Source organism: Paraburkholderia dipogonis (assembly GCF_046027395.1).
GTDB classification, from domain to species: domain Bacteria; phylum Pseudomonadota; class Gammaproteobacteria; order Burkholderiales; family Burkholderiaceae; genus Paraburkholderia; species Paraburkholderia dipogonis_A.
In genome coordinates this window covers 1-17,036 of sequence record NZ_JAQQEG010000056.1, presented here as the reverse complement: position 1 = coordinate 17,036, position 17,036 = coordinate 1, and the positions used below count along the sequence as shown (strand labels likewise).

The window sequence follows — 17,036 nt, the reverse complement described above, 5'->3', positions numbered from 1 at the left end:
GGGTAATATCATGAAAGTGATGGCATCGGTTAAGCGCATTTGCCGCAATTGCAAGATCATCAAGCGCAAAGGCGTTGTGCGCGTGATTTGCAGCTCTGATCCGCGCCACAAACAGCGTCAAGGCTGAACGCCGCGCTTTTTGCTGCGCTTTTTGTTTGAGGAAAAACAATGGCTCGTATCGCAGGGGTTAACATCCCGAATCACCAGCATACCGAAATCGGCCTGACGGCTATTTACGGTGTCGGCCGCACGCGCTCGCGCGACATCTGCGTCGCTGCTGGTGTGGCATTTTCGAAGAAGGTCAAAGACCTGAACGACGCAGACCTCGAAAAGCTGCGTGAAGAAGTCGGCAAGTTCATCGTTGAAGGCGATTTGCGCCGTGAAACGACGATGAACATCAAGCGCCTGATGGATCTCGGCTGCTACCGTGGCGTTCGGCATCGTAAGGGCTTACCCCTGCGCGGCCAACGTACGCGTACGAATGCCCGTACGCGCAAGGGTCCGCGTCGTGCAGCGCAATCGCTGAAGAAGTAAGCGGAACTGACAGTTACAGGAAAACGTAATGGCTAAGGCTTCGAACAACTCCGCGGCGCAACGCGTTCGCAAGAAGGTCAAGAAGAACGTCGCCGAGGGCGTGGTTCACGTTCACGCGTCGTTCAACAACACCATCATCACGATCACCGATCGTCAAGGCAATGCACTAGCCTGGGCAACGTCGGGTGGTCAGGGCTTCAAGGGTTCGCGTAAATCGACCCCGTTTGCAGCCCAGGTGGCAGCCGAATCGGCTGGCCGCGTGGCGATGGAATACGGCGTCAAGAACCTCGAAGTGCGGATCAAGGGCCCCGGTCCTGGCCGTGAATCGGCGGTGCGCGCGTTGCATGGTCTTGGCATCAAGATCACCGCGATCTCCGACGTGACCCCGGTCCCGCACAACGGCTGCCGTCCGCCGAAGCGTCGTCGTATCTAAGACGCTAGTATTGCTTGCGCCTGTTGCCGCCCTGCGCGGTGGCAGGCTGCTTGCGCTATTGAATTGACTAAGCCCACCGTTCGACCCAAAGGGTTCGGACTAGCGCGAGTGCACGCATTCGCGTGATTAATCACTGAAGGAATCAACGTGGCACGTTATATCGGCCCTAAGGCCAAGCTGTCCCGCCGTGAAGGCACTGACCTTTTCCTGAAAAGCGCCCGTCGTTCACTCGCTGACAAGTGCAAGCTTGACAGCAAGCCCGGCCAACACGGCCGCACCTCGGGCGCACGTACGTCCGACTACGGCACGCAGCTGCGCGAGAAGCAAAAAGTGAAGCGCATCTACGGTGTCCTCGAGCGTCAATTCCGCCGTTACTTCGCCGAAGCCGACCGCCTGAAGGGCAATACGGGTGAAAACCTGCTGCAATTGCTCGAATCGCGTCTGGATAACGTCGTGTATCGCATGGGCTTCGGTTCGACGCGCGCTGAAGCGCGTCAGCTGGTGAGCCACAAGGCGATCACGGTGAACGGCGTCGTGTCGAACATCCCGTCGATGCAAGTGAAGGCAGGCGACGTCGTCGCAGTGCGCGAACAAAAGAAGAAGCAGGCGCGTATTCTCGAAGCGCTGTCGCTGGCCGAGCAAGGCGGCCTGCCGAGCTGGGTCGCTGTCGATTCGAAGAAGTTCGAAGGCACGTTCAAGTCGAAGCCGGAACGCAGCGACATCGCTGGCGATATCAACGAAAGCCTGATCGTCGAATTGTATTCGCGGTAATCGGATTAACGGCCGGGGCACCCCGATTGCGCTAAGCAAGGGGGCGTCTCGGCTGTTTATTTTCAGGTTGTTACCGGTCAGCCTTATCGGTGTAACGAGCCGAGGGTATTGAAAAGGAAAACCTATGCAAACCAGTTTGTTGAAGCCCAAGATCATCGCTGTTGAATCGCTTGGTGAGAGCCATGCGAAAGTGGTCATGGAACCGTTTGAACGCGGTTACGGCCACACCTTGGGTAACGCGCTCCGGCGTGTGCTGCTGTCGTCGATGATCGGCTACGCGCCGACCGAAGTGACGATCGCAGGCGTCGTACACGAGTATTCGACGCTCGACGGTGTGCAAGAGGATGTGGTCAACCTGTTGTTGAACCTGAAGGGCGTGGTCTTCAAGCTGCATAACCGTGACGAAGTGACGGTTACGCTGCGCAAGGAAGGCGAAGGCGTTGTCACCGCTGGCGACATCGAACTCGCGCACGATTGCGAAGTGATCAACCCGGATCACGTGATTGCGCATCTGTCGAAGGGCGGCAAGCTCGACGTGCAGATCAAGGTTGAAAAGGGCCGCGGCTATGTGCCGGGCAATGTGCGTCGTTATGGCGAAGAGTCGGCCAAGATCATCGGCCGTATCGTGCTGGACGCGTCGTTCTCGCCGGTTCGCCGCGTGAGCTACGCCGTTGAAAGCGCTCGCGTCGAACAGCGTACCGACCTCGACAAGCTCGTGATGAACATCGAAACCAACGGTGTGATTTCGCCGGAAGAAGCGATCCGTCAATCGGCGCGCATTCTGGTCGATCAACTGTCGGTTTTCGCTGCACTGGAAGGCACCGAAGCAACGGCTGAAGCGCCGTCGCGTGCGCCGCAGATCGATCCGATTCTGCTGCGTCCGGTCGATGATCTCGAACTGACGGTTCGTTCCGCGAACTGCCTGAAGGCCGAGAACATTTACTACATCGGCGACCTGATCCAGCGCACGGAAAACGAACTGCTGAAGACGCCGAATCTGGGCCGCAAGTCGCTGAACGAAATCAAGGAAGTACTGGCGTCGCGTGGTTTGACGCTCGGCATGAAGCTCGAAAACTGGCCGCCGGCTGGTCTCGACAAGTAATCCCGGGACGGAACCCGCCGCTGCACTGGCAAAGACGCGGATTTTCCTTTAAAATCCGCGTCTTGTTTTTTTTACTACCGGCCCGTGCACTCACACCTTCGGGTGAACTGAGTGCGATAGAAGAGCTGGACCAAAACTTTGAATCAAAGGAATTAACATGCGTCACCGTCATGGTTTGCGGAAACTGAACCGCACGAGCAGCCACCGTCTGGCAATGCTCCGTAATATGTCCAACTCGCTGATCGAGCACGAAGTCATCAAGACCACGCTGCCGAAGGCGAAAGAACTCCGTAAAGTTGTCGAGCCGCTGATCACGCTCGGCAAGAAGCCGTCGCTGGCAAATCGTCGTCTGGCGTTCAACCGCCTGCGCGATCGTGACTCGGTCACGAAGCTGTTCGAAGTTCTGGGCCCGCGTTACGCTACCCGTCCGGGCGGCTACCTGCGCGTCCTGAAGTTCGGCTTCCGCGTCGGCGACAACGCTCCGATGGCACTCGTCGAACTGCTCGACCGTCCGGAAGTTGAAGAAGTTGAAGTGCAAGAAGCTGAGTAAGCTTCCTAGCATCTAAAAAAGCCAGGCGCGAAGCCTGGCTTTTTTTATTTGTAGCGCCACAACGCGATGGCCGCGGCTATCTGCCGCATGGCGGCTGCGGAGCCGTCAGCGGTCGGATAAGGCTAGGTGATACGATATTGGCACCTGAATCGTGCCTATGCCGGAGCCATCTGTGAGCGTGAATGTGACTTTGATTCTGACGACGGTGCCCGACGCGGCCGTGGCTCAGAAGCTTGCCGCGGATGCCCTGGCCGCGCGGCTATGCGCCTGTGTCACTCAGTTAGGCACAGTGCGGTCCAGCTATCACTGGCAGGGCGCCATCGAAACAGCGCAGGAAATCCAGTTGCTGTTCAAGACTAGCGCGGCACGCACGCTCGAACTCGAGCAGTACATTCAGGCTCACCATCCCTACGACACGCCGGAAATCCTCTCGTGGCAAGCGACGGCGTCGGCCGCGTACGGCCAGTGGATCACTGCCGAAACCCAACGTCCTCTTCATGTTTAACGGCCTCGATCGGCGCGCGCGCAATGCGCTGCGCACCGTATTCTTCCTGTTTGGTTGCCTGATCTTCGCGCAGTTCGGCACGCTCGCCCGCGCGGCGGACGATTTTCTGGATCCGGCGGTCGCGTTCAAATTCAGCGCGTCGGAGAAACCGGGCGAAGTCGACGTAACCTACAAAATTGCGGACGGGTACTACATGTACCGCGAACGCTTCGCCTTCGCGACGCGCAACGGCACGACCACGATCGGTGAGCCGCAATTGCCGGCTGGCCACGTCAAGTTCGATCAGACCTTTAACAAGAACGTCGAGACGTATCGGAGCGAGTTGACGATCCGGATACCCGTTAAACAGGCGGCCGGACCGTTCGATCTGGCTGTGACGTCGCAAGGCTGTGCCGATGCCGGCATCTGCTATCCGCCGATGGAGCGCGTGTACCACGTGAGCGGCGCGGCTCTGCAGGCCGCCGGCAGCGCGGCGGCCCCCGGCGCCGAAGTCTCCCAGCAATCGGCTGCCACGGGCACCTCGTGGTACGACCGCGCCACCAGCGCCGACTACGCGCAGTCGCTGCTGCAAGGCGGCGGTTTCTTCGCGATTGTCGGACTCTATTTCGTCGCCGGCGCCGTGCTCAGTCTGCTCCCCTGTTCTTATCCGATGATTCCGATTCTTTCGGCGATCATCATCGGCGAAGGCGCGCGCGTGACGCGTGCACGCGGATTCGCGCTGTCGCTGGCCTATGTGATCGGCATGGCGCTCGTATACACGGCGCTCGGCATCGCTGCTGCGCTGGTCGGGCAGAGTCTCGGGGCGTGGCTGCAAAGCCCGTGGGTGCTCGGTGCTTTTGGCGTACTGCTGGCCATTTTCGCGCTGACCCTGATTGCGGGCTTCGACGTCGCGCTGCCGCAGCGTTGGCAGGACGGCGTCTCGCGCGCGTCGACGGGGCGCTCCGGGGGCAAGTTTGCGGCCGTTGCCGTGATGGGCGCGCTGTCCGCGCTGGTGGTCGGCGCCTGCATGACTGCACCGCTCTTTGCGGTATTGGCGTTCATTGCGCATACGGGCGACGCGGTGCTCGGCGGTGCGGCGCTGTTTTCGATGGGACTGGGATTGGGCGCGCCGCTGCTGATCCTCGGTCTTGGCGCGGGAACGCTGCTGCCGCGCGCCGGCGCGTGGATGGACGGCGTCAAGGTGTTCTTCGGCGTCGTCTTGCTCGCGGCCGCGTTGTGGATCGTCTGGCCGGTGCTCGGCGCGACTGCGACGATGCTACTGAGCGCGCTTTGGCTGCTGATCGCCGCGGCCTCGCTCGGCTTGTTTTCGGCACCCACTGCGGAGGCTTCCGTGTGGCGCCGGCTTGGCCGAGGCATCGGTGCCGCGCTCGCCATCTGGGCGGCGGTCCTATTGGTCGGGCTGGCGGCAGGCTCATCCGATCCGCTGCGCCCGCTTGCGGTGTTGGCGGCGCGTGGAGGTGCAGCGGGCGTCGCGAACGCTTCGAATAAGCCGGACAGCCCGCCGCAGAGCGATTTGACGTTCGCCCCGGTGCGCTCATCGAATGAACTCGACCAGGCCGTCAAAGCGGCTGCACAGCCCGCCATGCTCGATTTTTACGCGGACTGGTGCGTCAGCTGCAAGGAGATGGAGAAATTCACCTTCAGCGACCCGCGCGTTCAGGCGAAATTAAAGCAGATGAACCTGTTGCGCGCCGACGTGACCGCTAACAATGTCGACGATCAGACGCTGCTCAAGCGCTTCAGTTTGTTCGGTCCGCCGGGGATCATCTTTTTCGATCAGAGCGGCAAGGAAGTGCTGCGCGTCGTCGGCTACGAGTCCGCGGATAAATTCCTGCGCAGTCTGGATCGGGCGAGCGCGCTTGGAGCGTAACGGATAACGGGTGGTTCATCGCGGCGCCCGGCCTGCCGCTGACAAGGAGCGACACGCGGCGGCTCCGGCGCGCCTCAGCCAAGGAGCGACACGCGGCGGCGCCCGGCCTGCCGCTGACAAGGAGCGACACGCGGCGGCTCCGGCGCGCCTCAGCCAAGGAGCGACACGCGGTGGCGCCCGGCCTGGCGCCGGCAACACAGTGACACGCGGTGGCATCCGGCGCGCCTCAGACGAGGAGCGGCACGCAGCGGCATCCGACTTGCCTCCCACAACGAGAGGCACGCAGCGCCGTTCAACGTGCCTCCCAACAACTGATACATGGGGCACCAGCGCACGACAGGCCACGGGCACGGCGCACGCGCCGCTGTGCCGGCATGCCGGACAAATTGCAAAAACTGCCGGCGGCGACGCAATCGCTCGTCGGCATCGGCATTGCCAAGCTGATGAATAGCACGGGTGCTCGTGCGTGCCGCGATGCCCGGCGCGCGGCTGAACTCGCTGGCGTGAAACCCGGCGAGTGGATCGCGACAATCGACGGCCGGTCGACCGCCGAGATGTCGCTCATTCAGATCACGGATCTGATTCGAGACCAGCCGGCGACCTCCGTGAACCTGGAAATCGAGCGCGAAGCTCAGCGTCCGGCAGTGAGTGTCGAGCGCAAGGCAATCGTGGTGGAAGCGGACTAGCGGCCGGGTCGCCGCGGCGTGACTGCGGCTCCGCAAAAACTGACGGCACGCGCGGAGCAAACACCAAGCTTCTGACGCCAGCCGCCAAATAAAAAACGGAGGCACGACCCACCAGTCGTCCTCCGTTCATTCCACCGCCCAACCCGCTCCGCGAGGCAGCGCGTCGAATTACTTCTGCGAGCGTAAAATCCGCGCGGCATCCAACGCGAAATAGGTCAGCACGCCGTCCGCGCCCGCCCGCTTGAACGCCAGCAGCGATTCCATCATCGCCTTGTCGTGATCGAGCCAGCCATTCTGCGCGGCCGCCTTCAGCATGGCGTACTCACCGCTCACCTGGTACACGTACGTCGGGAACTGGAACTCGTCCTTCACGCGACGCACGATGTCCAGATACGGCATGCCAGGCTTGACCATCACCATGTCCGCTCCTTCGTTGATGTCCGCTTGCACTTCGCGCAGCGCTTCATTCGAATTGGCCGGGTCCATCTGATAGGTCATCTTGTTGCTCTTGCCAAGGTTCGTCGCGGAACCGACGGCATCGCGGAACGGGCCGTAAAACGCCGACGCGAACTTGGCCGCATAAGCCATGATGCGCGTGTGGATAAGGCCTTCGCTCTCGAGCATTTCGCGGATCGCGCCGATGCGGCCGTCCATCATGTCCGAAGGCGCAACGATGTCGACACCCGCTTCAGCCTGCGCACGCGTCTGTTCGACCAGAATCTCGATGGTCTCGTCGTTGATGACATAGCCGGCTTCGTCGAGCACGCCGTCCTGACCGTGGCTCGTGTACGGATCGAGCGCCACATCGGTCAGCACGCCCAGTGCAGGGAAATTCTTTTTCAGTTCGCGAACGGCGCGCGGAATCAGCCCGGCGGGGTTGGTCGCTTCGCGGCCATCGGGCGTTTTCAGCGACGGCTCGATCGCCGGGAACAGCGACAGCACGGGCACGCCCAGTTCGACGCATTGTTCAGCCACGCCCATCAGCAGATCGACCGACACGCGCTCGACGCCCGGCATCGACGGCACGGCTTGCCGCACGTTGGTGCCTTCGACGATAAAGACTGGATAAATCAGATCGTTGGTGGTGAGGATGTTTTCCCGCATCAGACGGCGCGAGAAGTCGTCGCGGCGCATGCGGCGCGGACGGTAATGGGGATAGAAGCTCATAGCGAATCGAAGAACCGTGGATGTGTGGAGTGGACAAGTGACGCCTGCCTCCGCTCCGGAAACTTTTCGAGACAATGGTATATCATACCGATCGAGCAAGGCGCCTTGCGCTGACCTCCCCGCTTCTCCTCCCTGAGCGGGTGCCTGTCGTTTTTCGATTAGGCTGTTTGACCCGCCGTTAAAGCGGCGGGTTTTTTTATGGGCGGCCGGAAAGGCGTTTTTGTCCTAGCCGGCGGCGCTCGCGTTGCTTACTGAGCGGCGTCCGTTTCGCCCTTCGCCTCGGGGATCAGCCAGCTTTCGATCAGCTCGTGCGCTTCGTCGATGCCGATGCGCTTGAGCGCCGAGAACAACTGGGCGGTCAGTTCACCCTGGTAGCCGGCGGCGCGATATTCAGCCAGACCTTTCTGCGTCGCGCGCAACGCGTTCACGCTTTCCTGTCGCGTCAATTTGTCGCACTTGGTCAAGAGCGTGTGGATCGGCTTGCCGGTTGGCGCGAACCACTCGATCATGCGGCGGTCCAGATCCGTCAGCGGGCGGCGCGAGTCCATCATCAGGATCATGCCTCGCAATTGCGAGCGCGATTGCAGATAAGTGGACAGCAGCGCTTCCCAGTGCGCCTTGGCCGCGCCCGGCACTTCCGCGTAGCCGTAGCCCGGCAGATCGACCAGATGCGCGGTCGGTTCGTCCGCCTTGCCCACCGAAAAGTAATTGATATGCTGCGTGCGTCCCGGCGTCTTACTGGCGAAGGCCAACCGCTTCTGATTGCACAGAATATTGATGGCCGTCGACTTGCCCGCGTTCGAGCGTCCCGCAAAAGCGATCTCGGGTTGCGAAGTGGCCGGCAGATCACGCAAGTGATTGACGGTCGTGAAAAAGCGGGATTGGTGGAGCAGGAAGGACATGATCAGGCCAGGATTCGAGACGCCGGGGAACCCGGAGTGGGGACGGGTCAAGCCCGACTGGCGTCTTAGCGATTAGCGAGTTATTGTACAATACGATGGTTTACTGAAAACCTGAGGGGGCCAGCCCGCGTGCCTTGGCGGCTCCTGGCGGTCACTCGGTCGCCGTCGTATTTTGCAAAACCTTCAAGAAAAACGCCGGGCCTGGCGCAAAGCGGCAGGTTTGGGGGCGCTCTAAAAATCCCACAAGACGAGACAGGGTGTGCGAATGAATCGACTGAGCAAGACTCTGATGGTGCTTCATGTAGCGGCAGGTCTTTCAGGTTTGGCAATTCAGGCACGAGCAGCAGAACCGGCAAAGCCGGATGTCAATCGGGGGCAGGCAATCGCGGTGCAGGTGTGCGCGTCATGCCATGGGGCAGACGGCAACAGTGCCGGCGGCGCATATCCGAAGCTGGCGGGCCAGCACCCTGAGTATCTCGTCAAGCAACTCAAGGACTTCAAGACCCAGCCGGGCGCCAAGCAGCCAGCGCGCAACAATGCGATCATGGCGGGCATGGCGGCGGCGCTGTCCGATCAGGATATGGTCAACGTCGCGGCCTATTTCGCGGCGCAGACCCCGAAGCCGGGCTACGCGCACAACAAGGACACCGTTCCGCTCGGTCAGAAGATTTATCGCGGCGGGATTGCCGACAAGGGCATACCGGCGTGTGCGAGTTGCCATGGGCCGACCGGGCAAGGGATTCCGTCGCAGTATCCACGGCTGTCGGGGCAGTGGGCGGAATACACGGTGGCGCAGTTGCTGGCGTTCACGCAAGGTCCTGGCGCACGTAACAACAACGAGCCGATGCATGCGATTGCCACGCGTCTGTCGGACAGTGAGATCAAGGCAGTAGCCGATTACATCGCGGGCTTGCACTAGAAGGCCCGCACGCAAGTGCAACCGGTCCGACGAGGCCGGTACAAAACAAGAAAAGGGTGAGGGCGTCGTGTCTACGACAGCCCTTCACCCTTTTTTGCTGTTCAGTCGGAGTATGAATGAGCGTCACCACGTCGGGTTTGCAGTCGAAGTCGGGCAATCGCATTACGCGCAGCGTCGTCGAAGTTTTGAGTTCGATGCGTTTTGCCATTTCGTTGCTTGTGATTCTGTCGATCGCCAGCATCATCGGCACCGTCCTCACGCAGGACGATCCGTATCCCAACTACGTCAATCAGTTCGGCCCGTTCTGGGCGGACATCTTCCGCTCGCTGAGCCTGTACACGGTGTACAGCTCGTGGTGGTTCATGCTGATTCTCGGCTTCCTGATGGTGTCGGTGTCGCTGTGCGTGATCCGCAACGCGCCGAAAATGGTCGCCGACGCCAAGAGCTGGAAGGACAAGGTCCGCGAAGGCAGCCTGCGCGCCTTCCATCACAAGGGCGAATTCGCGGTGCATGGCTCCCGCGCGCAGACCGCGGCTTTGCTCGCCAAGCTCTCGGCGAAGCTCGGCTACAAGTTCGTCACGCGTGAGTCCGAAGGCGCGACCCTGATCGCCGCCAAGCGCGGCGCCCTGACCAAGTTCGGCTACATCTCCGCTCACCTTGCGATCGTGGTGATCTGCCTCGGCGGCCTGCTCGACAGCAATCTGCCGATCAAGCTGCAAATGTGGCTGTTCGACAAGTCGCCGATCCGCGCCAACACGGTGATCAACGACATCACGCCGGACCATCGCCTGTCGCAATCCAACCCGACGTTCCGCGGCTACGCATGGGTGCCGGAAGGCCAGCATGTGTCCACGGCGATCCTCAACCAGCCGGATGGTTCGCTGATCCAGGACCTGCCGTTTTCGATCGAGCTGAACAAGTTCATCGTCGATTACTACTCGACGGGCATGCCGAAGCTGTTCGCGAGCGACATCGTAGTGGTGGATCACAAGACCGGCGCGCGCGTGCCGGCGCGAGTCGAAGTGAACAAGCCGTTCACCTACGACGGCGTCTCGATCTATCAGTCGAGCTTCCAGGACGGCGGCTCGCAAATGCAGATGACGGCCTACCCGATGAGCGGCGCAAGCGCGAAGACCGCACCGTTCGGCGGCGCGATCGGCGGCAATGCGCCGTTGAACACGGCCTCGCCGCTGGCCGACGGCCAGACAGTCGAATTCACCGATTTCCGCGCGATCAACGTCGAGAACATCCAGAACGGCAGCGGCCAGACCGACGCCCGCGGCGTCGCGGCGCACCGCACGCTGAAAGAAGCGTTCGACGAGCGCCTCGGCTCCGGCGCGAAGACCTCGAAGCCGCTCGATCTGCACAACGTCGGCCCGTCGGTGCAATACAAGGTGCGCGACAAGGACGGCCAGGCGCGCGAATACAACAACTACATGCTGCCGGTCGATGTCTCCGGCGAGAAGATGTTCCTCGCCGGCATGCGAGTGAATCCGGACGACCCATTCCGCTACCTGCGTATTCCGGCCGACAGCGGCGGCACCGTCAAGGAATGGATGAACCTGCGCGCCACGCTCGAGGACCCGGCCATGCGCGCCTCGGCGGCTCATCGTTTCGCGCTGCGCTCGGTGCCCGGCTCGAACGCCGAACTGCAACAGCATCTGGAAGAAAGTGCGCTGCGCGTGCTGACCCTTTTTGCCGGCGCGGACAACAGCATCAAGATGCCGAACGGCCAGCCGGTCGGCGGCTTCCAGGCTATTGCTGGTTTTATCGACCATTCGGTGCCGAAGGGCGAGCAGGAAAAGGCCGCGGGTCTGCTGCTGCGCATGCTGGAAGGCTCGACGTGGGACCTCTATCAGCTGTCCCGCCAGCAGCTCGGCGAGCCCGAGGCGACGGCCAATGCGGACGCCAGTCGCTTCATCCAAAGCTCGATCAACGCGATATCCGACAGCTTTTTGTATGGATCGCCGGTCTATTTGCAGCTTGACTCATTCAAGCAGGTGCAAGCTTCGGTATTTCAGTTGACGCGCGCGCCGGGCAAAAAAGTCGTGTATCTTGGCAGCCTGCTCCTCGTGTTGGGCATCTTTTCGATGTTCTACGTCCGCGAACGGCGCCTCTGGTTCTGGCTCAAAGACACCGAGCACGGCACGAATGTCGTGATGGCGATGTCGAGCGCGCGCAAGACGCTCGATTTCGAGAAGGAGTTCGTTCAGACGCGCGACGCAGTAGGCGCCGCGCTGGGCGCCAGACTCGTTGAAGCACCCGACGCCGCCGGCGCCTCCGATAAATCCGGCAACGCCGGCGCGCCGTCCGCAAGCTCACAAGATTCGACCCGGTAAGATCATGGACTTGACTCAGGTTTCCCAATCTCCCTCCTCGCGGCCCCAAAAGGCGCTGGCAGGAGAGTCACTCAACATCGGCGAGTACGACGAGCGTCCGTTCCTGAAACGGCTCGGCATTGTCGACTGGCTGTTTGCCCTCGCGATGGTCGCGGGTGCCGGGTTCGCGCTGTCGCGCTATCACCCGTTCATGAATTACTACGACAAGCTGGTGCTCTGTTGCGCCGTGCCGGTGTTCGTGGTGCTCGGCTGGCGCTGGAAACCGGTGCGTCCGCTGATGGTGGGCATCGCAGCGCTGTCGCTGCTGGCCATCCAGATCTACCACGGCGATCTCAGCCGCGCGGATAACGCCTTCTTCCTCAAATATTTCCTGTCGAGCCAGTCCGCGATTCTGTGGATGAGCGCGCTCTTCGTGTTCGCCACGGTGTTCTACTGGATCGGCTTGCTGTCGCGCTCGCCGACCGGCGCCGCGATCGGCTCGAAAATGACGTGGGCGGCGGTGCTGATGGGCTTTGTCGGCCTGATGGTGCGTTGGTACGAGTCGTATCTGATCGGTGCTGACGTCGGCCATATTCCTATCTCGAACCTGTACGAAGTGTTCGTGCTGTTCAGCCTGATCACCGCGCTTTTCTATCTGTACTACGAGCAGCACTACAACACCCGCGCGCTCGGCGCGTTCGTGCTGCTGGTGATCAGCGCCGCGGTCGGTTTCCTGATGTGGTACTCGGTGGCGCGCGACGCGCAGCAGATCCAGCCGCTGGTTCCGGCGCTGCAAAGCTGGTGGATGAAGATTCACGTGCCGGCGAACTTCATCGGCTATGGCAGCTTCGCGCTGTCGGCCATGGTGGGTGTCGCCTATCTGGCGAAAGAGCGCGGCATTCTGGCCGACCGTCTGCCGGCGTTGGAAGTGCTCGACGACGTGATGTACAAGTCGATCGCCGTCGGTTTCGCGTTCTTCACGATCGCGACGATTCTTGGCGCATTGTGGGCGGCGGAAGCCTGGGGTGGCTACTGGAGCTGGGACCCGAAGGAAACGTGGGCGCTGATCGTCTGGCTGAACTATGCAGCGTGGCTGCACATGCGCCTGATGAAGGGTCTGCGCGGCGCGGTCGCAGCATGGTGGGCGCTGACTGGCCTGCTGGTGACGACCTTCGCCTTCCTCGGCGTCAACATGTTCCTGTCGGGCCTGCATAGTTACGGCAAGCTGTAAGATCTGCCGTTCTGAACCGACTCAAAACCGCCGTGTGCTTCGCACCGGCGGTTTTTTTATTGCCGATGGAATATTGGCTGCATCCGAAGTGTTCGCCCTCATAGTACCTACAGATGGCAGAACAGACGACCGATCATCAATATGGCCCCTTAAGATGCACGGACCAATGGGCCGGCAAGGAGCAGCACGATGTGGATCAAACGTAGCGACAGAATTCAACTGAGTGGCGACGACATCGCGCGCAGCGAAATCACGCCGCAACGTGTTTTTCAGAACCGGCGGCGCGTGTTGCAGGCGGCCGGCGCAATGGCGCTCGGCAGTCTGATCGGAGTGAATGGCGAGGCGCTGGCGGCTTACACGTCGCCCGACCCGAAGGCGCAGAAGCTGGCGGCTAAGACCAACGCCAAATTCGTCGCGCTCGACAAGATCGCGCCGTTCAAGGACATCACCACGTACAACAACTACTACGAGTTCGGCACCGACAAGGCCGATCCCGCGCACAACGCCGCGACGCTGCGGCCGCATCCGTGGAAGGTGAGCGTCGAGGGCGAGATCAAGAATCCGAAGGTCTACGACATCGACGAATTGCTCAAGCTCGCGCCGCTTGAGGAGCGCGTGTACAGAATGCGCTGCGTCGAAGGATGGTCGATGGTGATTCCGTGGATCGGTGTGCCGCTCGCGGAGTTGATCAAACGTGTGCAGCCGACCGGCAACGCCAAATACGTTCAATTCATCACGCTGGCCGATCCGTCGCAAATGCCCGGACTGTCGGAGCCCGTGCTTAATTGGCCGTACTCCGAAGGGCTGCGCATGGACGAAGCGATGAATCCGCTGACCTTGCTGACGATGGGCCTCTACGGCCAGGTGCTGCCCAATCAGAACGGCGCGCCGGTGCGCGTCGTGGTGCCCTGGAAGTATGGCTTCAAGAGCGCGAAGTCGCTGGTGAAAATCCGCTTCCTCGACAAACAGCCGTCGACCAGTTGGAACACGTACGCGTCGAACGAATATGGGTTTTATTCGAACGTGAATCCGAACGTCGATCATCCGCGCTGGAGTCAGGCTACCGAGCGGCGCATCGGCGAAGACGGTTTCTTTACGCCCAAGCGCAAGACGTTGATGTTCAACGGCTACGGCGATCAGGTCGCGTCGCTTTATCAGGGCATGGACCTGAAGAAGAATTTTTGAGCGGCGCGAACATGGCTTCTGATACGCAATCCGCTACACAGACCGAACGGAAAGCGCCGCGTGCGCAGGCGTCTGCATTGCCGCCGGCGGCGAAGCGGCCCGCAGCCGGCGCGCGCTGGATCGTGCCGGCCAAGATCGCGGTGTTTATCGCGGCGTGGTATCCGCTCGCGCGCATCGTGCTATTTGGCTTGACCGACCGGCTCGGCGCGAATCCGATCGAGTTCATCACGCGCTCGACGGGTCTCTGGACGCTCGTCTTCCTCTGCATCGCGCTGGCCGTGACGCCGTTGCGCCGACTCACTGGCGTTGCCGCGTTCGTGCGTTTTCGCCGGATGCTCGGACTCTATGCGTTCTTCTACGCGACGCTGCATTTCACCACTTACCTGTGGTTCGATAAGTGGTTCGACGTCGCCGCGATCATCAAGGACATCGGCAAGCGGCCGTTCATCACGGTGGGCTTCGCGGCGTTCGTCTTGCTGATCGCCTTGGCCGTGACATCGCCGCGCGCAATGGTGCGCAAACTCGGGCGCCGCTGGCAAACGCTGCATCGTTCGATCTATGCGATCGGTGCGCTCGCGATTCTGCACTTCTGGTGGATGAAGGCAGGCAAACACGATCTGGTCCTGCCGAAGATTTATGGCGCGATCATGGTGGCGTTGCTGGGTTGGCGTTTGATCGTTTGGGTGCGTGACAGGATATCGAAGACGCGCTGACCGGCGCTGCGCTGGCGTAGCTCGCGCGCAGCGATCACGTAAACACAAAAAGGCGATGCCGCGGCGGCATCGCCTTTTTTGATGCTGGCGCAACTATTGAAGGTTATGCCGGCAGAATGTTTTCGCCCGCAAACAGCTGCTTCACCTCTTCGCGTGCGCGAACCACATGCACCTGTGTACCATCAACCATCACCTCCGCCGCACGCGGACGTGTGTTGTAGTTGGAACTCATCACGAAGCCGTAAGCGCCGGCCGAGCGGATCGCCAGCAGATCGCCCGGTTCGACCGCCAGCAGGCGTTCGCGGCCGAGCCAGTCGCCGCTCTCGCAAACCGGACCGACTACGTCATACACGTGCGCCGGCACGTCGCGCTTCACGACGGGATCGATCGCGTGATACGCCTCGTACATGGCAGGGCGAGCGAGATCGGTCATGGCCGCGTCGACGATAGCGAAATTCTTTTCCGCACCCGGCTTCAGAAACTCGACGCGCGTGAGCAGCACGCCCGCATTGCCGACCAGCGAACGGCCCGGCTCAAAATACACTTCACGATGGCCGTGACCGCGCGCTTCGATGCGATCGAGCAAGGTGCGCACGAACTCGCCGATTTCCGGCGGCGTTTCATCGTCGTAAGTGATGCCGAGACCGCCGCCCACGTCGATGTGGCGAATCTTCACGCCGTCCTGTTCGATCTGCTCGACCAGCTCCAGCACTTTGTCGACCGCGTCGAGATACGGCGCGACTTCGGTGATCTGCGAGCCGATATGGCAGTCGATGCCGACCACCTCGAGATTCGCCATGGCCGCGGCCGCCTGATACGTGGCGCGCGCGTCTTCGAACGCGACGCCGAACTTGTTCGACTTCAGGCCCGTGGAAATATACGGATGCGTCTTCGCGTCGACGTCCGGATTCACGCGCAGTGAGACGGGTGCCTTCTTGCCCATGTCCGCGGCGACCGCATTCAGGCGGTCGAGCTCGGGAATCGATTCGACGTTGAAGCACTTCACGCCGGCCGCGAGCGCGTCGCGCATTTCGTCCGCGTTCTTGCCGACGCCGGAAAACACGGTGTTCTCCGCCTTGCCGCCAGCGGCCAGCACACGCGCCAGTTCGCCGCCCGACACGATGTCGAAGCCCGCGCCGAGGCGCGCGAACACATTCAGCACCGCGAGATTGCTATTGGCCTTGACGGCGACGTGCACGCTCGCGCGGCGGCCGGCGCAAGCGCCTGCATAGGCGTTCCACGCCTCGGTGAGCGCGGCGCGCGAATACACGTACAGCGGCGTGCCGAACTGCTCGGCAAGGGAGACGGCGGACACGCCTTCGGCGTGCAGCACGCCGTCGACGTAGTCAAATGCGGATCGAGTCATGCGAAAGTCTTATTGAACAGGTGTGGCGTCAGAAGCAGGCAGCGGCGCCGCCGTAGCGGATGCAGCGGAGGCGGGCGGCGTGGCAAGTTCGTTTTCCGGCGCTAACGAAAGCGGTGTGCCGGAGGTATCCGGGACGGTGCTCATATCGGTGGATGTTGCGGAGGCGGGTGGCGCGACGTCCGGCGGCGTTTGCGTGCGATCGATCGGCTTGGCCGGTAGCGGCGGCACGGTGGGCAAATAGAGCGAACCGCGTTGTCCGCAGCCGGCAAGTGCACAACCTGCGAGAATGGCTAAAACCGCTACAATCGCGCGGCCGGGCGCCGCCGCGCGCATCCGAGATACGACTCGCATGACTGTCCCTGAATAAATAATCGATGGAGTTTAGCATGTCCGATAGTGAATACCTGACCCGCGCGGAAGCCGCGCTAGCCGCCATCGAACGCGCGCTCGACGACACGGATGCCGACATCGAACTGGAGCGCAGCGGCAACGTCCTGACCCTCGAATTCGAGAATCGCTCGAAGATCATCGTCAACCTTCAGCCGCCCATGAGCGAGATCTGGATCGCCGCGAAAGCGGGCGGTTTCCACTTCCGTTTCGTCGATGGTGAATGGCGCGACACGCGCAGCGGCACGGAGTTTTTCGCCGCGCTGTCGGAGTACGCGACGCAGCAGGCCGGGGAGCCGGTTCACTTCGAAGCGTAAGACTCGCTGGTTGGGCGAGGGCCGCGTAAGTGGCGGAATCGGTCACCCAGACCGCACAAGCAAAACGGCCGCGCTGAAAA

At 61.6% G+C, this 17,036-nt stretch carries 19 protein-coding genes; 15 read left to right on the top strand and 4 right to left on the bottom strand.

Translation table 11 applies throughout. The annotated features are described in order from the left end of the window. Positions 1–10 precede the first annotated feature (10 nt). The 9 genes from rpmJ (at position 11) to PQR32_RS37495 (ending at position 6,451) form a co-directional block, all read left to right on the top strand. Positions 11–127 carry a 50S ribosomal protein L36 gene (gene rpmJ / locus PQR32_RS37535; protein WP_004199844.1) on the top strand — a complete coding sequence of 39 codons (117 nt, stop codon included), beginning with the start codon at positions 11–13 and terminating at the stop codon, positions 125–127. Between the two features lie 41 nt (positions 128–168). Further along, entirely contained in the window at positions 169–534 is a 366-nt protein-coding gene (gene rpsM / locus PQR32_RS37530) for a 30S ribosomal protein S13 (RefSeq protein ID WP_012434566.1), read from the top strand. Positions 535–562: 28 nt separating this feature from the next. Then, positions 563–967 (top strand): 30S ribosomal protein S11, encoded by a 405-nt coding sequence (gene rpsK / locus PQR32_RS37525; RefSeq protein ID WP_006052224.1) that lies wholly within the window; start codon positions 563–565, stop codon positions 965–967. 147 nt (positions 968–1,114) lie between these two features. Continuing rightward, on the top strand, positions 1,115–1,738 hold the full coding sequence (gene rpsD, locus PQR32_RS37520; RefSeq protein WP_027800372.1) for a 30S ribosomal protein S4: 624 nt from the start codon (positions 1,115–1,117) through the stop codon (positions 1,736–1,738). A gap of 124 nt (positions 1,739–1,862) precedes the next feature. Continuing rightward, the gene (locus tag PQR32_RS37515) at positions 1,863–2,840 is read left to right on the top strand and encodes a DNA-directed RNA polymerase subunit alpha (protein WP_006052226.1); all 978 of its coding nucleotides are present in this window, start codon (positions 1,863–1,865) and stop codon (positions 2,838–2,840) included. A 157-nt stretch (positions 2,841–2,997) separates the two neighbouring features. Continuing rightward, positions 2,998–3,390, top strand: coding sequence for a 50S ribosomal protein L17 (gene rplQ / locus PQR32_RS37510; RefSeq protein ID WP_006052227.1), 393 nt, complete (start codon positions 2,998–3,000; stop codon positions 3,388–3,390). A gap of 157 nt (positions 3,391–3,547) precedes the next feature. Further along, positions 3,548–3,895 (top strand): divalent-cation tolerance protein CutA, encoded by a 348-nt coding sequence (gene cutA, locus PQR32_RS37505; protein ID WP_408239604.1) that lies wholly within the window; start codon positions 3,548–3,550, stop codon positions 3,893–3,895. Beyond that, complete coding sequence (gene dsbD / locus PQR32_RS37500) at positions 3,888–5,765, top strand: protein-disulfide reductase DsbD (RefSeq protein WP_408239601.1); 1,878 nt, start codon at positions 3,888–3,890, stop codon at positions 5,763–5,765. The genes cutA and dsbD overlap by 8 nt, the downstream gene beginning before the upstream one ends. Positions 5,766–6,139: 374 nt before the next feature. Further along, positions 6,140–6,451: a PDZ domain-containing protein gene (locus PQR32_RS37495; RefSeq protein ID WP_408239598.1), complete on the top strand. Its 312-nt coding sequence runs from the start codon at positions 6,140–6,142 to the stop codon at positions 6,449–6,451. 168 nt (positions 6,452–6,619) lie between these two features. Here PQR32_RS37495 and hemB read toward each other — a convergent pair whose 3' ends face one another. Together hemB and yihA are read right to left on the bottom strand one after the other, a co-directional pair. Continuing rightward, entirely contained in the window at positions 6,620–7,618 is a 999-nt protein-coding gene (hemB, locus tag PQR32_RS37490) for a porphobilinogen synthase (RefSeq protein ID WP_408239595.1), read from the bottom strand. 248 nt (positions 7,619–7,866) lie between these two features. After that, positions 7,867–8,520, bottom strand: coding sequence for a ribosome biogenesis GTP-binding protein YihA/YsxC (yihA, locus tag PQR32_RS37485; RefSeq protein ID WP_408239593.1), 654 nt, complete (start codon positions 8,518–8,520; stop codon positions 7,867–7,869). A gap of 265 nt (positions 8,521–8,785) precedes the next feature. Here yihA and PQR32_RS37480 point away from each other — a divergent pair, with 265 nt between their 5' ends. The 5 genes from PQR32_RS37480 (at position 8,786) to msrQ (ending at position 14,886) form a co-directional block, all read left to right on the top strand. Beyond that, on the top strand, positions 8,786–9,439 hold the full coding sequence (locus PQR32_RS37480) for a c-type cytochrome (RefSeq protein ID WP_408239590.1): 654 nt from the start codon (positions 8,786–8,788) through the stop codon (positions 9,437–9,439). Between the two features lie 116 nt (positions 9,440–9,555). Beyond that, a complete protein-coding gene (locus PQR32_RS37475; RefSeq protein WP_408239587.1) occupies positions 9,556–11,778 on the top strand; it encodes a cytochrome c biogenesis protein ResB in 2,223 nt (740 codons plus the stop codon). Positions 11,779–11,782: 4 nt separating this feature from the next. Next, positions 11,783–12,988, top strand: coding sequence for a c-type cytochrome biogenesis protein CcsB (gene ccsB, locus PQR32_RS37470; protein ID WP_408239584.1), 1,206 nt, complete (start codon positions 11,783–11,785; stop codon positions 12,986–12,988). Between the two features lie 189 nt (positions 12,989–13,177). Next, positions 13,178–14,173: a protein-methionine-sulfoxide reductase catalytic subunit MsrP gene (gene msrP / locus PQR32_RS37465; protein WP_408239581.1), complete on the top strand. Its 996-nt coding sequence runs from the start codon at positions 13,178–13,180 to the stop codon at positions 14,171–14,173. A gap of 11 nt (positions 14,174–14,184) precedes the next feature. Beyond that, positions 14,185–14,886, top strand: coding sequence for a protein-methionine-sulfoxide reductase heme-binding subunit MsrQ (gene msrQ, locus PQR32_RS37460; protein ID WP_408239578.1), 702 nt, complete (start codon positions 14,185–14,187; stop codon positions 14,884–14,886). Between the two features lie 103 nt (positions 14,887–14,989). Here the strand turns inward: msrQ and lysA are convergent, their stop codons facing one another. Together lysA and lptM are read right to left on the bottom strand one after the other, a co-directional pair. Beyond that, complete coding sequence (gene lysA, locus PQR32_RS37455; RefSeq protein ID WP_408239575.1) at positions 14,990–16,252, bottom strand: diaminopimelate decarboxylase; 1,263 nt, start codon at positions 16,250–16,252, stop codon at positions 14,990–14,992. A 9-nt stretch (positions 16,253–16,261) separates the two neighbouring features. Next, entirely contained in the window at positions 16,262–16,603 is a 342-nt protein-coding gene (gene lptM, locus PQR32_RS37450) for an LPS translocon maturation chaperone LptM (protein WP_408239572.1), read from the bottom strand. Positions 16,604–16,638: 35 nt separating this feature from the next. Here lptM and cyaY point away from each other — a divergent pair, with 35 nt between their 5' ends. After that, positions 16,639–16,956: an iron donor protein CyaY gene (gene cyaY / locus PQR32_RS37445; RefSeq protein ID WP_011490036.1), complete on the top strand. Its 318-nt coding sequence runs from the start codon at positions 16,639–16,641 to the stop codon at positions 16,954–16,956. Positions 16,957–17,036: the final 80 nt, after the last annotated feature.

Coding starts and splice junctions, on each gene's coding strand:
- rpmJ (WP_004199844.1), top strand. CDS start 11: ATGAAAGTGATGGCATCGGTTAAGCGCATTTGCCGCAATTGCAAGATC.
- rpsM (WP_012434566.1), top strand. CDS start 169: ATGGCTCGTATCGCAGGGGTTAACATCCCGAATCACCAGCATACCGAA.
- rpsK (WP_006052224.1), top strand. CDS start 563: ATGGCTAAGGCTTCGAACAACTCCGCGGCGCAACGCGTTCGCAAGAAG.
- PQR32_RS37515 (WP_006052226.1), top strand. CDS start 1,863: ATGCAAACCAGTTTGTTGAAGCCCAAGATCATCGCTGTTGAATCGCTT.
- rplQ (WP_006052227.1), top strand. CDS start 2,998: ATGCGTCACCGTCATGGTTTGCGGAAACTGAACCGCACGAGCAGCCAC.
- cutA (WP_408239604.1), top strand. CDS start 3,548: ATGCCGGAGCCATCTGTGAGCGTGAATGTGACTTTGATTCTGACGACG.
- dsbD (WP_408239601.1), top strand. CDS start 3,888: ATGTTTAACGGCCTCGATCGGCGCGCGCGCAATGCGCTGCGCACCGTA.
- PQR32_RS37495 (WP_408239598.1), top strand. CDS start 6,140: ATGCCGGACAAATTGCAAAAACTGCCGGCGGCGACGCAATCGCTCGTC.
- hemB (WP_408239595.1), bottom strand. CDS start 7,618: ATGAGCTTCTATCCCCATTACCGTCCGCGCCGCATGCGCCGCGACGAC.
- yihA (WP_408239593.1), bottom strand. CDS start 8,520: ATGTCCTTCCTGCTCCACCAATCCCGCTTTTTCACGACCGTCAATCAC.
- PQR32_RS37480 (WP_408239590.1), top strand. CDS start 8,786: ATGAATCGACTGAGCAAGACTCTGATGGTGCTTCATGTAGCGGCAGGT.
- PQR32_RS37475 (WP_408239587.1), top strand. CDS start 9,556: ATGAGCGTCACCACGTCGGGTTTGCAGTCGAAGTCGGGCAATCGCATT.
- ccsB (WP_408239584.1), top strand. CDS start 11,783: ATGGACTTGACTCAGGTTTCCCAATCTCCCTCCTCGCGGCCCCAAAAG.
- msrP (WP_408239581.1), top strand. CDS start 13,178: ATGTGGATCAAACGTAGCGACAGAATTCAACTGAGTGGCGACGACATC.
- msrQ (WP_408239578.1), top strand. CDS start 14,185: ATGGCTTCTGATACGCAATCCGCTACACAGACCGAACGGAAAGCGCCG.
- lysA (WP_408239575.1), bottom strand. CDS start 16,252: ATGACTCGATCCGCATTTGACTACGTCGACGGCGTGCTGCACGCCGAA.
- lptM (WP_408239572.1), bottom strand. CDS start 16,603: ATGCGAGTCGTATCTCGGATGCGCGCGGCGGCGCCCGGCCGCGCGATT.
- cyaY (WP_011490036.1), top strand. CDS start 16,639: ATGTCCGATAGTGAATACCTGACCCGCGCGGAAGCCGCGCTAGCCGCC.